The following is a 12,690-nucleotide window of genomic DNA, read 5'->3' on the forward strand; positions in this document are numbered from 1 at the left end:
GGGTCAACCCTTCCGCGTCGCTGGCGGCGCGGGGGACGCGGGAGCGCAACAGCCCGGTTTTCGCCCCTTCGGGCAAGATCGCTCCCTCAAGGACTATCCGATGATCAGACTCTTTTCAGTCAGGTTGCTTCAGGCCATCCTCGTGATGGTCGCAGTGACTGCCATTGCCTTCGTCATGTTCCGCTTCGTCGGCGATCCCGTCGCCTCGATGGTGCGCGAAGGCGCAACCCAGGCGGAAAAGGACGCGGTCCGTGTCGCTCTCGGCCTCGACAGGCCGGTCGTGGTGCAGTTCGTCGATTTCGTCGGCCATGTGCTGACCGGCGATCTCGGCACGAGCTACCGCTACCAGCAGCCTGTGACCAGCCTGTTGCTCAGCCGTCTTCCGGCCACGCTGGAACTGGTTGTCGTCGCCACCGTGCTGGCCCTGTCGCTCGGCATTCCGCTCGGAGTGCTCTGCGCGCTAAAACCGCGTTCCTTTCTCTCCCGGCTGACCCAGTCTGCGACACTGGTCGGCATTTCGATGCCCACCTTCGTCACCGGCCTGCTGCTGATCCTGGTTTTCGCAGTGAACCTGCGCTGGTTGCCGTCCTCCGGACGCGGAGACCTCGTCGATATCGGTTTTTGGGAGACCGGCTTCCTCACCCTTTCGGGCCTGAAGTCGCTGATCCTGCCGTCGATCACGCTGGCGCTGTTCCAGCTCACGCTGATCATGCGGCTGGTGCGCTCGGAGATGATCGACGTGCTGTCGTCGGACTATATCCGCTTCGCCTTCGCCCGCGGCTTGCCGCGCGCCTATATCTATGGGCGGCTCGCTCTACGCAACGCGCTAATGCCGGTCGTCACCGTTACGGGCCTGCAGATCGGCCAGCTCATCGCCTTCGCCATCGTCACCGAGACAGTGTTCCAATGGCCGGGCATGGGCCTGCTCTTCACGAATGCCGTCGGCTATCCCGACGTGCCGGTGTTGGCTGCCTACCTTCTGTTCGTTGGCTTCCTGTTCGTCATGATCAACATGATCGTCGACATTCTCTACACCTTCATCGATCCGCGCCTGAGGACACGATAATGGCTACGCAATCCCTGATGCGCCGGCTTCCGCCGGTTTCCGTGATGGTCGCCGGCCTGGTGCTCTTCATCATGCTGACCCTCGTCATCTTCGCCCCGCTGATCGCGCCGATGGATCCTCGCGACGTCTCATCCTATTCGCTGATCGACATGGAAATCCCCCCGGCGTTCATGGAGGGTGGTGATCCCCGCTTCCTGCTCGGCACCGACAACCAGGGCCGCGACCTCGTTTCCGTCATCCTGTTCGGGCTCAGGATCTCCGTCGTCATCGGCGTCGGCGCGGTGGTCTTCGCGGCCGTGGTCGGCGTCGTGCTCGGTCTCGTCGCCGGCTTCTTCGGCGGTGTGATCGATGGCATCGTTATGCGCGTTGCCGATGTCTTTGTCAGTTTCCCCACCATCCTCGTCGCGCTGCTCATCAGCGGCATCGCCCGCGCGCAGCTCAGCGCCGAAACGATGCTTGCCTGGGCGCCGCTGGTGTTGATCTTCTCCATTGCCGTCAACGAATGGGTGCAATATGCCCGCACCGTGCGCGCCTCGACCATGGTGGAAGTCGCGCGCGACTACGTGCGCGCCGCCAAGGTCATCGGCCTGCCGTCCGGCCGCATCATGGGCCGCCACATTCTACCAAACATCATGAGTTCGGTGATGGTCATCGCCACCATCAACCTTGCGGGCGCGATCCTGACGGAGGCGACGCTCTCCTTCCTCGGCGCCGGCATGCCGCCGACCTATCCCTCGCTCGGCACGTTGATCCGCATCGGCAATCAGTTCCTGTTCTCCGGCCTCTGGTGGATTGCGGTGATGCCGGCGACTGTACTGGTCGTCCTTGTGCTGGCCGTCAACGTGATCGGCGACTATTTGCGCGACCACTTCAACCCGAAACTGATGGTTCGCTGAGATGACCGAATCCACGCTCCCCGTCCTCGACATCCGCAATCTCTGCGTCGAGTATCCGCTGGCCAACGGCAACACGCTTAAGGCCGTCAAGAACACCGATCTCATGATCCGCCCCGGAGAAATCCACGCCCTCGTCGGTGAATCCGGCGCCGGCAAGACCACTGTCGGCAATGCGCTGATGGGTCTCCTGCAGGCCCCTGGCAGAATCGCATCCGGCTCCATCGTCATCGCCGGCAAGCAGATCGACCTACGCACCGGCCGCACCCAAGGCATTGTGCCCGGACGCGATGTCGGCGCGATCTTCCAGGATCCGATGACGAGCCTCAACCCGCTCTTCACGGTGGAAAGCCAGCTCTGCGAAGGCATGCTCACCCATCTGAAGCTTTCGTCCAAGGAGGCGAAGGCCCGCGCGCTGGAACTGATGAAGGCCGTCGGCATTCCGGAGCCCGAACGCCGGCTCAGCAGCTATCCGCACCAGCTTTCCGGCGGACAGCGCCAGCGCGTGGTCATCGCCACCGCACTCGCCTGCAATCCGCAGCTTATCGTCGCCGACGAGCCGACGACGGCGCTCGACGTCTCGGTGCAGGCCCAGATCCTCAAGCTCATCCGCGATCTTGCGGACGAGCGCGGCGTCGGCATTCTGCTCGTCACGCATAATATGGGTGTCGTCGCCGAGATCGCCGACCGCGTCACCATCATGCAGAACGGCGCGGTGGTGGAAAGCGGGCCGACGCGCGAGGTGCTGACCGCGCCGAAGGCGCCCTATGCCCGCACGCTGATCGCCGCCGTGCCGCCCATCGAAACACGCCTTGAGCGTCTACCGGTCCCAAGTGAGGAAACGCAGGTGTCGCTCGACGCCCGCGCCACCGTGCGCCGCAAGAGTGCAAAGACCGAAGCGGGCAGCCGCGACGACGTGGTACTCTCCGTGCGCGACCTTGCGGTGGAGTATGGCAGCCGTTCGTTGATCCCAGGCCGCAAGGCGTCGGTCTTCAAGGCGGTCAAGGGCGTCTCATTCGACGTCCGGCGCGGCGAGATTTTCGGCCTCGTCGGCGAATCCGGCTGCGGCAAGACCACCGTCGCCAACTCCATAGCCGGCCTGGTCACCCAGAGTTCGGGCACCATCGATTTTCAGGGAACGGCGCTCGGCGCCCGACGTGAAAAATCGGTGCGCCAGTCCCTGCAGATGGTGTTCCAGGACCCCTATTCGGCACTCAACCCGCGCCTGCGTATCAACTCCGCGATTGCGGAGCCCATCCTGTTCTACAAGCTCGCCTCCAATGCGCAGGAAGCCCGGCAGGACGCCACGACGCTGCTCGAAGCTGTCGGCCTTCCCGCCGACGCCGGCGCGCGCTTCTCGCACGCTTTCTCCGGCGGTCAGCGCCAGCGGATCGCCATTGCGCGCGCTCTCGGGCCGCGCCCTTCGCTGCTCATCTGCGACGAGCCGACCTCCGCGCTCGACGTCTCGGTGCAGGCGCAGCTCCTCAACCTCCTGAAAGATCTGCGCGACCTCGCCGGCCTCTCCATGCTGTTCATCAGCCACGACCTCGCGGTGATCCGTCAGATGTGCGACCGCGTGGCCGTCATGAAGTCAGGGCAGATTGTCGAGCTTGCCGATACCGAAACGCTCTTCACCGCGCCGCAACACGAATATACCCGTGAGCTTCTTCGCCTTGCCCCGTCACTTGAGCGCATCCTGGGCGCGAACTCGCCTCGGCCTGGCCGTGGATGGCAAAACGGATGAGAATCTCCCCTTGCCGGCACGCCGTTCTCGATGCCGCCCAGCTTGAAGCCGATCTCATGATCGACTGGTCAGGTTTGCGCGATACGCTGGAAACGCCGCGCGTCTTCCGCGTCACAGCCGAGATACGGATTTGATTGAATGAATCCCGTGCACGGCGTGGCTTTGCTGCTGTGCCGAAGTTATTGCACGTCGCGAACGAATTGGTGCACCACTGCGCGCATGCCTTTTCGGGTCACCGCAATAAAAAGAAGACGTAAAGGAAACACCCGATCATGCCGAAATCAACCCAGCCCGCGACGGGCCGGCAATGGATGCTGCTCATCCTCGTCTTGCTGGTTGCTGTCAATTTGCGGCCGTTTCTCACCGCACCGGGGCCCGTGCTGTCCGAGATCGTCGCCGAAACCGGAATGGGATATGGCAGTCTGGCCTTGCTGACGCTGCTGCCGATGATGCTGATGGGCGTCGGCGCCTTCGTGTCGCCCTCGCTGCAGGCCAGGATCGGCACGCGCCGCGGTATTCTCATCGCCCTGCTTGTGCTAGGCGCCGGCTCCCTGCTGCGGCTCGTCGCGCCCGGCGGCGCAGCGTTGGTGACAACCGCCGCCCTTTGTGGCGCCGGCGCCGCCTTCATCCAGGCGGTCTTTCCCGGCATCATCAAGGCGGAATTTCCCCAAAGCATCCCGGTTGTCACTGGACTCTATTCCGCGTTCCTGATGGGTGGCGGGGCCTTAGGCGCGCGGCTGACGCCACTTCTCGTCAATCACGGTTACGGCTGGCGCCCAGCGCTGGCCTGGCTCGCGGCGCCCGCACTTGTCGCTCTCTGCGCCGCATGTTTCATCCTGTCGGACTCGCGCAGCGACCGTCCAGACAAAGCGCTCACCGGCAGATTGCTCCGCCGGCCTCGTACATGGACGCTTATCGTCGCCTTCGGGTTGGTCAACGCCGGTTACTCCTCCGCCGTCGCCTGGCTGGCCTCCTATTACCAATCTCTTGGCTGGAGCAGCGGCGACAGCGGCAATCTCGTGGCATTGATGGCAATCTGTCAGGCAGCGGCGGCCCTCGCCCTGCCGGTTCTTGCCCGCCGCAGCATCGACCGGCGAGCGTTCCTCCGCATGACGCTGGCGATGCAGGCAATCGGCTTTGCCGGTCTCGCTTTCATGCCGCAGGCAGCGCCCGCCGTCTGGGCAGCCTTGTGCGGCGCCGGCCTCGGCAGCAGCTTCTCGTTGGCGATCGTCACCGCCCTCGATCACCTGCCGCGGCCGGAGGAGGCGGGCGTGCTGGTGGCGTTGATGCAGGGTGGCGGTTTCCTGATCGCGTCCCTCGGCCCCTTCGCCACCGCATTCCTGCTCGACGTCAGCGGCAGCTTCGCCCCTGGCTGGGTGATGCATCTTCTCTGCGTCGCCAGCGTGTTCTTCCTTTACATGCGCTTCAACCCATCACGCTATGCGCAAGCGATGCAATCACCGATCTGAGCGAAAATGATTTGCTCTGGATCGGCGGTGGCACTTTGGCCTCGTCACGTTCGGTCGACGTTGATGCCTCGGACCTCGCACAGGACGGGTGTCGAAACAGCTTGCCTCTCGAGATACCAAGGCACTGGACATGCCGCCATTTTGTATGCAATTCGAGGTGACAATCACCAGGATTTGGAGAAATCAGAATGGCAAAGAAAGAGAGCGATGTAGGCGGTGGCCGCGCTCAGGCCGTTCATCGTGTCCTGAAACGCGCAATCCTCGACCAGGCGCTTTCGCCAGGATCAAAACTGCCGGAAGATTCTATCGGCGAACGGCTTGGTGTCAGCCGAACCCTGGTCCGCGAGGCGCTGGTTCGCCTTAGCCAGGAGGGATTGGTCGAGTTACGCCCGAACAAGGGGGCGATGGTTTCACGGCCGACGCTCGAAGAAGGGCGCAATCTGTTCCTTACTCGGATGGCGCTGGAACGGCTCGTGGTGGAAACACTTTCGGGCAAATTGACCAGCGAGCAAATCGACGTGCTTTCCACGCATATTTCGCTCGAGGAAGCCGCTAAGAAGGAGCGGGCCCCGTCGATCCGGCTGGCGGGCGAGTTCCATACCCTCCTTGCGCAGATGACGAACAACACGAGCCTAATTCGTTACGTGAACGAACTGGTCGCCCGAAGTTCCCTGATCCTCGCGCTCTATGGCCGACCGCATTCTTCGGAATGCGCCGTATCGGAACACCGGGACCTTCTGGACAACTTGATTGCTGGCAAGACCGACGAGGCGACCACCCTTATGGGGCATCACCTCGAGTCGGTTACGACACGCGCACTCCTTCCCACGGATGGCGACCGAAACATCAAGGAGGTGCTGTCCGCCTACGCTGCGGCGGAGGGCCTTGCCTAGAGCATTTCGAGGAAAAGTGCGAAGCGGTTTTCCGTCAGGAAATGCGTAAAAACAAAGAGATAGAGCGTTTGTGCGGTTCCGTCTAAATCGGAAGCGCTCTAGACGAAACAGGGTGAGACGGGTGACGACCTCGTATCCCTGAGCGCTGCGCTCCGACACGTCAGGATCGCCGGATCACCCAGACTGAGCCGCAAGAGCAGGAAGACGACGAGGATGACCGGCGCCACGCCAAGCATCCTCCTCGCAACGTAGCCTGGCGTGCAACTCCAACCAGATTGAATGCATTTCTCCTATAATCTTGTATTCAATCCGCACAAAGCCACCGAAAAGTACGGAACTCTCCGCCGAAACAGCCAATACCCTAACCTTTCCCGGGCGGCCCGTAGCCAATGAAGAGCATGCTGCAAGACCCAGCGAGCGCCTTCCGGCCCCCATGCGCATGTGCTCCTTGCCTCAGCGCACAATGAGGAACACTCCGCTGACGATGGCAAAACTCAAAACGGCAACGCGAAGACCACGTCCGCCGATACGATGATGCGCCAATCTGGAGACAGCGCTTCCAAGCAGTACCGCGGGTGTCAGATAGAGTGCCGCAAGCAGCTGCTCAAAACCCAGTCGTCCGGAGATAGCCAGCACGACCAGCGACATCACCTCCCCGACGAGAAAGCAAAAGGCGACCGTTGCGCGCAAGACCGGTGCCTTGGCATGTTGGTAGAGCAAGGCGAGAGGTGGGCCACCGATGCCAGTGGCGGTTTCGGTGACGCCCGTGAACAGGCCGACACCGAGGGCGCTCGGTTTGTTCGGCGTAAACGGTGGGGCAACAAGAGCGGCGGCGGCGGCAATCACCGTGAAAATACCGACCGCAAGGTCCAACTGGTCGAGTGAAAGCGCGGCCAGCAACCAGAGACCGGCGAACGTTCCAGCAAACCGGCCAACGGTGATCCAGGTCGCGCCCGACCAGTCGACGTGCGCGCGCTCGCGTAGCGCGACATGCAGATTGAGCGGCAGCATCAACAGGAGCAGTGTCACTGGAAGCAGTTCAGGCTTCAACATCCCGACGACCGGCGCGACAATCAGGGCAAAGCCGATCCCGAGTGCGCCCTGGATGAACGCGGAGACGAACGTCACGATGGCCAGAATGGCGATAAGGCTCATGCTCATTGATAGTGCCCAAGACCGCGATGCGCTTCGGAAAGCGGGTGAATTCTCTGGATCGGCGCCGCCGCGATAACAGCAGCGGCCGCGCCCCTTATCTCCGCCAACAATGCCCGCGCATCCCAGTCGATGGGCCAGCCTTGCCAAAGCCTGAGGCGCCCGCCGGTGAAGACGGCATCGATCTGGTCGCGATTGCCGTAACGGACAAGCTCCCACATGAGATCGTGCGAGGGGGTAAACTCCGGGCGGTCGAGATCGACGAGCAGGAAGTCGGCGGCAAGGCCTTCGGCAATCGAACCGGTTACCGCCGATAGGCCCGCCACGTTCGCAGCGCCGGATGTCGCACGATCCAGCCAGAGTGAGCCGCCACCGCAGGACGAATCTCCCGTAGCAAGGCCAATGCCCGCGCGCTGCAAGCCTTCGGCCGCATCCATGAGCCGAAACCCGTCGGCGCGGGTACCGTCGGTGCCCAGCCCGAAGCGGATGCCGAGGGCTGCCATATGCAGCGCTGGCGCCACCGCATTGCCCTTCCACAGACTTGCCACTGGATTGTAGGCGACGGCGGTGTCGGTTTTCCGCAAGAGGTTGAGTTCATGCGGTGTGACGAGCGTTGAATGCGCCAGCAGAACCTGGTGGCCGAGGGCCCCCAGGTGGTCCAGGTGTTCGATTGGCCGGCGGCCCCTCGCCACCAGCGAACGTTCCACGGCAACGAGATGTTCGTTGACATGGGTCTGGAACACGACCCCGGCCGCGGCCGCCATGTCGGAAACCGCCTTCAACATCGCATCGCTGGCGGCTTCCGGAATGGATATCGCCAGAGAGGGATGGATCAGCGGATCACTGCCAAAGGTCGACAGGTGCTCCTCGGCCTGTTGCAGGATGACGTCTGGTTCAGGGATGTGCGCGGCGCCGCCAAGATCATTGCAGATAAAGCCGACGACGCTGCGAAGCCCGACTTCGCGCGCGGCGCGCACGAGCGCGCCGATATAGCCCTGCGAACGGGTGCCGGCATCGACGGCGGTGGTGAAGCCACCGCGCAGACACTCCAGTCCGGCGAGCTTGGCAGAGAGATAGACCATTCGCTCGTCCAGACTGCCTTCCAGCGGCACCCAGATCCGTCGAAAGATCTCGGACGGCTCCCCGAATACCAGGGCTTTGCCGAGTGACTGGGTCAGGTGCGTATGGGTGTCGACGAAGCCGGGCATCAGCAGATGACCCGGCAGGTCGGTCGGCGCGAGCTCCGGATAGTCCCTGGTTATCGCCTGCGCCGTGTCGACCCGGTCAAATTTGCCGGCGCGTATGACGACGGCCATACCGGCCCGTGGCCCTTCCGGCAGCAGGATGTAACCTGGACGCAGAAGCAGGTCATCGGTTGTCGACAGTTTTTGGCGGATTGCGGTCACTCGTTTGCTCCCTGGGCAGTGGATTTCAGTGAAGGCGCCGATGCCGCAGTGCCGGCGCCGTAATGGGAAAAGAAGGCGTTGACGACGACGGCCGTGATGGTGCCAGCGGCAAGCCCGTTGCCGAGGACCATCTGCGTCCATTGCGGAAACTGGCTGTAGACGCCCGGCACCAGGATCGGCAGAAGGCCGATCGACAGGGCTGAGGCCAGGGTGAACATCGGACCGTGTTCGCGCAGATCGACACGACGCAAAAGGTCGATCCCGATGACGCCGATAATCGAGAAGACGATGACCGCCGTGCCGCCGACGACAGCACCAGGCAACGCCGTGGCCATGCGTCCGACCGGCGCGACGAGAGCGATCAGGACGAGAATTGCGCCCGCCATGGCGGTTACGTAGCGCGACTTGACATTGGTGGCGCGCACGATGCCGACGTTCTCGCCGCTGGTGATGATCAAGGAGGTGCCGAACAGGCCGCCGACGAGAGACATCAACGCATCGCCGCGAATGGTTGCCGGAACGATCGCATGCACATCTCCCCTCCGCCCGACGATCTCGGCGGTGGCGATGGTCTGACCGGTCGCCTCCGCCATCGAAATGATCGAGAAGACGATGAGAGGCACGGCGGCGATAAGATCGAACTTCGGCATGCCGAACGGAAACAGCTGCGGAACGGCGACGACCGGGCCGACGAGGACGCCGGACAAATCCATATGGCCGAGGGCAAGAGCGACGAGTGAACCGCCTACCAGACCGAGCATGACGGCAAGCCGCTGAAGCGTACCGCGAAAGACGCGCGCAGCGACGACCGTCAGAATGATGGTGATCAGGGCCAGACCAACCTCGATCGGCGCCGCGAAGCCTTCCGTTCCGGGCTTGCCGGTGATCGTAACGCCATAGATGCGCACGAGGTTGACAGAGACCAAGAGCAGCATCGTTCCAACGACGATTGGCGGAAAGTAGCGCAGAAGTCGGCGAAAGACGGGCAGCGCGAGAAAATAGAAGATGGCCGTCACAATGACAGCGCCCACCGCCGTCTGGACATCGGTCTGCTGCGCAATCACCAGGAAGATGGCGATCGGCGCGCCGCCCGGTACCATGACAAAGGGCAAGCGCGCGCCAAAACCCTTCGGACCAAAGCTCTGGAGCATCGAACCGAGGCCGCAGACAAAAAAGGTTGCGCTGATGAGCGAGACCGTCACGGCCTCGGAAAAGCCAAGAGCCTTGCTCACCAGAAAAACGGCGGTGATAGGAGACGCCGCCATCACCAGGACGTGCTGAACGCCAAACAAGACCAAGCTGCGCAATGGCAGCCTTTCATCGGCCGGATCGACCACTCCATTCATTTCATTTTGCATCATTTCCTCCTCCCGGCCTCCTCAAGCCGTCATGCAAATCGTTTTGCATGACGCGACTCGTACCATGGAATTCGTCGAATGCAAATCGATTTGCAGAGTGCCGGCGACATGCTAAGAAGGGCAAACTGGAGGCATCATGGGAAAACCTACTATCGCCGACCTAGCCAAGGCGGCGGGCGTGTCTGTCACCACCGTGTCGCACGCGTTTAGCGGGCGCCGCTATGTTGAGCCGGAAACACGCAAGCGCATCGAGGCACTCGCACACGAAATTGGCTACAGGCCCAACCACCGTGCGCAACGCTTGCGAACCGGAAGGGCCGGATCGATCGCGCTCGTCTCATCGATGCCATTCGCGGTTGCTGCTGGTCCCTCGCGCCTGGGTTTCCTGATGGAGATCGCCGCAGCCGCAGCCGTCGCAGCCTTTTCGCGCGGCATCGCGCTGTGCCTTGTCCCTCCGCTGGGTCCGAGCGACAGCCTGGACGCGCTTGAAGTGGATGGCGCCATCGTCGTCGAGCCGGAACTCAATGATCCGGTGCTGGATTTCTTCTTCGATCGCGGCGTCGATGTCGTGTCCATCGGACGCGCACCCGGCCGGGACGACCTTCCTTTCGTGGATCTGCAGAGTGGGGCAACGGCCCACCTAATGCTCGATCACCTGCTCGCAGGCGGCGGTCGCGTCGGGCTGATAACCGGCGTGCAAAGACGCAATTCCTATATCGAGATGGAAACCATCTATGCGGAGCGCATGGCGAAAGCCGGCCTCTCACCCCTTGCCGTTCGCGTTGACGAACGGGGGGGCGAACAGGCCGCGGCCGTGGCCGCCGAAGCTCTCCTGCGGGCGGACCCCACCATTTCTGCCCTATGCGTGCCGGTCGACGCCTTTGCGACCGGCGTTCTGGACGCGGCACGCTCCGTCGGACGCAAGGTTCCCCAGGACCTCCGCCTTGCGACCCGTTATGACGGCATGCGTGCCAAGTTGGCCACCCCGCCCCTCACGGCGGTTAATCTTCATCTCGATCAGGTGGCGGCGGGGGCGGTCGATCTGCTCCTGGCCCGTCTGGGCCACCACGACCACGAACCAGGCGTTGTGTCGCCACCAACGCTGGTGCCGCGAGCTTCGTCGGGGGCGTCACCGGTGTAGGTTTGTACATTGCAATCCTGGAGGGGCACCGGACATTTCCCTGACTACTCGGACGCAACGCGTGATTTCGCGACATCTGCAACGACCGAAAGGGCAAGCGAATTCGCGTCCCTTGCCTTGTCGAAGATTCCGATTGGAGCCTTGATGCGGGCAAGGTCGGCCTCACCGTAACCGCGCTGCCGTAGGACCGTGCAGCGCTTGGCATGGGTGCGCCGGCTTCCGAGTGCTCCGATGTAGAAGACCGGCGATGCCAAGGCACGCTCGAGCAATGCCAATTCCCGGTCGATATCGTGGAACAGGAGCGCGACCGCGGTATCCCCGTCCAATTGATCCTGCGGAGGCATCCGGCCCCACTCGGCGGCAATGATCTCGTAGCCGGACGCGGCTGCGACGCGTGCCACGGCGCCGGCTTCCATCGGCGTACCGGCGACGAGAAGCCTCTGCCGTGGGCGGTAGGCGCGCACGAAGCAATCCCCTTGCCAACCGGTCGCCCCCTCGCCCGGCTCGAAGACGAGCGTCCGTTGGCGGGGATGGTAGCGCAGGCGAACGGGCGTGCGCTGCTGTAAGGCCGCAAGTGTCCGGAGCAGAACGGCTGCATCGCGGATGACGTGGATCGCGAGCGTGATGCCACCGCCGCAGGGCAGCACGATGTCGAGGAAGGGCGAACCTTCGCCGAACCGGAGATTTCGGTCCGTGCCATTTTGCAGGGCGATCACGGCCTCAGCCGCAACCGCCGCCTCGGTGCAGCCGCCGGAAACAAACCCGCAATAGAGGCCGTCTTGCCGCACCGCCATTTGCGCGCCGATAGCGCGGGCCGCACCGCCGTGGATTTGAACGAGCGTAACCAGGGCGGCAACGTAGCCGTCTTCAAGAGACTTTGCGGCAAAGCGCAGGATGTCGATCGCATCGTCCGACAGGAAAGCGGCGCGGGGAACTTGCGCGATCGGTTCCAGGTCGGGAGCAATGCGGGCGGTCATGCTATTCGGCCCCTGCCTGCGTTCCCTGCCAGCGCCGTACGATGCCAGGGTCGAGGTCGAAGAGGTCGAGCACGCGGCCAACCGTATGGTCGACCATCTCGCCGAGACTTTGGGGCTTGGCGTAGAAGGCCGGCACCGGCGGATAGATGATACCGCCCATCTCCGTGACCTGCGCCATGTTACGGATGTGGCCGAGATGGAGCGGCGTCTCGCGCAGCATCAGCACGAGGCGGCGGCGCTCCTTCAGCACCACGTCGGCGGCGCGCGAGAGCAGGTTGTCGGTCGTGCCGGTCGCGATCTCTGCCAGCGTCTTTACCGAACAGGGCGCGACGATCATGCCGAGCGTCTTGTAGGAGCCGGAGGAACAGACGGCTCCGATATCCTTGTTGGAATGGGTGGTCGTGGCGAGCGCCTCGAGATCCTGCTTCGAAAAATCCGCCTCGGCCGCAAGCGTGATGCAGGCCGCACGCGACATGATCAGGTGCGTTTCGATGTCGAGGTCGCGCAGCACTTCGAGGATGCGCTTGCCGTAGACCACGCCGGAAGCGCCCGAAATACCGACGATCATACGTCTGGACCGCGTCGTCATCG

General features: G+C 63.1%; 12 protein-coding genes. 7 read left to right on the plus strand and 5 right to left on the minus strand.

Going from position 1 to position 12,690, the window contains the following annotated elements:
* Positions 1-100 precede the first annotated feature (100 nt).
* The 6 genes from C6558_RS06555 (at position 101) to C6558_RS06575 (ending at position 6,065) form a co-directional block, all read left to right on the plus strand.
* Positions 101-1,066 carry an ABC transporter permease gene (locus C6558_RS06555; protein WP_107027015.1) on the plus strand — a complete coding sequence of 322 codons (966 nt, stop codon included), beginning with the start codon at positions 101-103 and terminating at the stop codon, positions 1,064-1,066.
* Positions 1,066-1,962: an ABC transporter permease gene (locus C6558_RS06560; RefSeq protein WP_107027016.1), complete on the plus strand. Its 897-nt coding sequence runs from the start codon at positions 1,066-1,068 to the stop codon at positions 1,960-1,962. Before C6558_RS06555 ends, C6558_RS06560 begins: the two co-directional genes overlap by 1 nt.
* Position 1,963: 1 nt before the next feature.
* Positions 1,964-3,703, plus strand: coding sequence for an ABC transporter ATP-binding protein (locus tag C6558_RS06565; RefSeq protein WP_107027017.1), 1,740 nt, complete (start codon positions 1,964-1,966; stop codon positions 3,701-3,703).
* Positions 3,700-3,837: a hypothetical protein gene (locus C6558_RS39870; RefSeq protein WP_156408056.1), complete on the plus strand. Its 138-nt coding sequence runs from the start codon at positions 3,700-3,702 to the stop codon at positions 3,835-3,837. The genes C6558_RS06565 and C6558_RS39870 overlap by 4 nt, the downstream gene beginning before the upstream one ends.
* 138 nt (positions 3,838-3,975) lie before the next feature.
* Positions 3,976-5,172: a cyanate transporter gene (locus tag C6558_RS06570; RefSeq protein ID WP_107027018.1), complete on the plus strand. Its 1,197-nt coding sequence runs from the start codon at positions 3,976-3,978 to the stop codon at positions 5,170-5,172.
* Between the two features lie 188 nt (positions 5,173-5,360).
* Positions 5,361-6,065, plus strand: a complete 705-nt coding sequence (locus C6558_RS06575; RefSeq protein ID WP_025430353.1) for a GntR family transcriptional regulator — start codon at positions 5,361-5,363, stop codon at positions 6,063-6,065.
* Positions 6,066-6,518: 453 nt separating this feature from the next.
* On the opposite strand, the gene C6558_RS06585 is transcribed toward C6558_RS06575, so the two are convergent.
* Genes C6558_RS06585 through C6558_RS06595 form a run of 3 tightly spaced genes read right to left on the minus strand, consistent with a single transcriptional unit; the run spans position 6,519 to position 9,981 of the window.
* Positions 6,519-7,226, minus strand: coding sequence for a sulfite exporter TauE/SafE family protein (locus C6558_RS06585; RefSeq protein WP_057216871.1), 708 nt, complete (start codon positions 7,224-7,226; stop codon positions 6,519-6,521).
* Positions 7,223-8,623: an amidohydrolase gene (locus C6558_RS06590; RefSeq protein ID WP_199196979.1), complete on the minus strand. Its 1,401-nt coding sequence runs from the start codon at positions 8,621-8,623 to the stop codon at positions 7,223-7,225. The genes C6558_RS06585 and C6558_RS06590 overlap by 4 nt, the downstream gene beginning before the upstream one ends.
* On the minus strand, positions 8,620-9,981 hold the full coding sequence (locus tag C6558_RS06595; RefSeq protein ID WP_245449133.1) for a uracil-xanthine permease family protein: 1,362 nt from the start codon (positions 9,979-9,981) through the stop codon (positions 8,620-8,622). The genes C6558_RS06590 and C6558_RS06595 overlap by 4 nt, the downstream gene beginning before the upstream one ends.
* A 136-nt stretch (positions 9,982-10,117) precedes the next feature.
* On the opposite strand from C6558_RS06595, the gene C6558_RS06600 reads away from it, so the two are divergent.
* Complete coding sequence (locus C6558_RS06600; RefSeq protein ID WP_082571884.1) at positions 10,118-11,122, plus strand: LacI family DNA-binding transcriptional regulator; 1,005 nt, start codon at positions 10,118-10,120, stop codon at positions 11,120-11,122.
* Positions 11,123-11,166: 44 nt separating this feature from the next.
* Here C6558_RS06600 and C6558_RS06605 read toward each other — a convergent pair whose 3' ends face one another.
* Both C6558_RS06605 and C6558_RS06610 read right to left on the minus strand, forming a co-directional pair.
* Complete coding sequence (locus C6558_RS06605; RefSeq protein ID WP_107027020.1) at positions 11,167-12,099, minus strand: XdhC family protein; 933 nt, start codon at positions 12,097-12,099, stop codon at positions 11,167-11,169.
* A 1-nt stretch (position 12,100) separates the two neighbouring features.
* Complete coding sequence (locus tag C6558_RS06610; protein ID WP_107027021.1) at positions 12,101-12,688, minus strand: UbiX family flavin prenyltransferase; 588 nt, start codon at positions 12,686-12,688, stop codon at positions 12,101-12,103.
* Positions 12,689-12,690: the final 2 nt, after the last annotated feature.

The sequence above is a fragment of the Ensifer sp. NM-2 genome, from assembly GCF_003024455.1.
Classification (GTDB): domain Bacteria; phylum Pseudomonadota; class Alphaproteobacteria; order Rhizobiales; family Rhizobiaceae; genus Ensifer; species Ensifer canadensis.

What these genes read in the sequence shown, in the direction of transcription:
- C6558_RS39870 (WP_156408056.1), top strand. Translation starts at nt 3,700, where the DNA reads ATGAGAATCTCCCCTTGCCGGCACGCCGTTCTCGATGCCGCCCAGCTT.
- C6558_RS06570 (WP_107027018.1), top strand. Translation starts at nt 3,976, where the DNA reads ATGCCGAAATCAACCCAGCCCGCGACGGGCCGGCAATGGATGCTGCTC.
- C6558_RS06560 (WP_107027016.1), top strand. Translation starts at nt 1,066, where the DNA reads ATGGCTACGCAATCCCTGATGCGCCGGCTTCCGCCGGTTTCCGTGATG.
- C6558_RS06605 (WP_107027020.1), bottom strand. Translation starts at nt 12,099, where the DNA reads ATGACCGCCCGCATTGCTCCCGACCTGGAACCGATCGCGCAAGTTCCC.
- C6558_RS06555 (WP_107027015.1), top strand. Translation starts at nt 101, where the DNA reads ATGATCAGACTCTTTTCAGTCAGGTTGCTTCAGGCCATCCTCGTGATG.
- C6558_RS06610 (WP_107027021.1), bottom strand. Translation starts at nt 12,688, where the DNA reads ATGACGACGCGGTCCAGACGTATGATCGTCGGTATTTCGGGCGCTTCC.
- C6558_RS06585 (WP_057216871.1), bottom strand. Translation starts at nt 7,226, where the DNA reads ATGAGCATGAGCCTTATCGCCATTCTGGCCATCGTGACGTTCGTCTCC.
- C6558_RS06565 (WP_107027017.1), top strand. Translation starts at nt 1,964, where the DNA reads ATGACCGAATCCACGCTCCCCGTCCTCGACATCCGCAATCTCTGCGTC.
- C6558_RS06595 (WP_245449133.1), bottom strand. Translation starts at nt 9,981, where the DNA reads ATGCAAAATGAAATGAATGGAGTGGTCGATCCGGCCGATGAAAGGCTG.
- C6558_RS06600 (WP_082571884.1), top strand. Translation starts at nt 10,118, where the DNA reads ATGGGAAAACCTACTATCGCCGACCTAGCCAAGGCGGCGGGCGTGTCT.
- C6558_RS06575 (WP_025430353.1), top strand. Translation starts at nt 5,361, where the DNA reads ATGGCAAAGAAAGAGAGCGATGTAGGCGGTGGCCGCGCTCAGGCCGTT.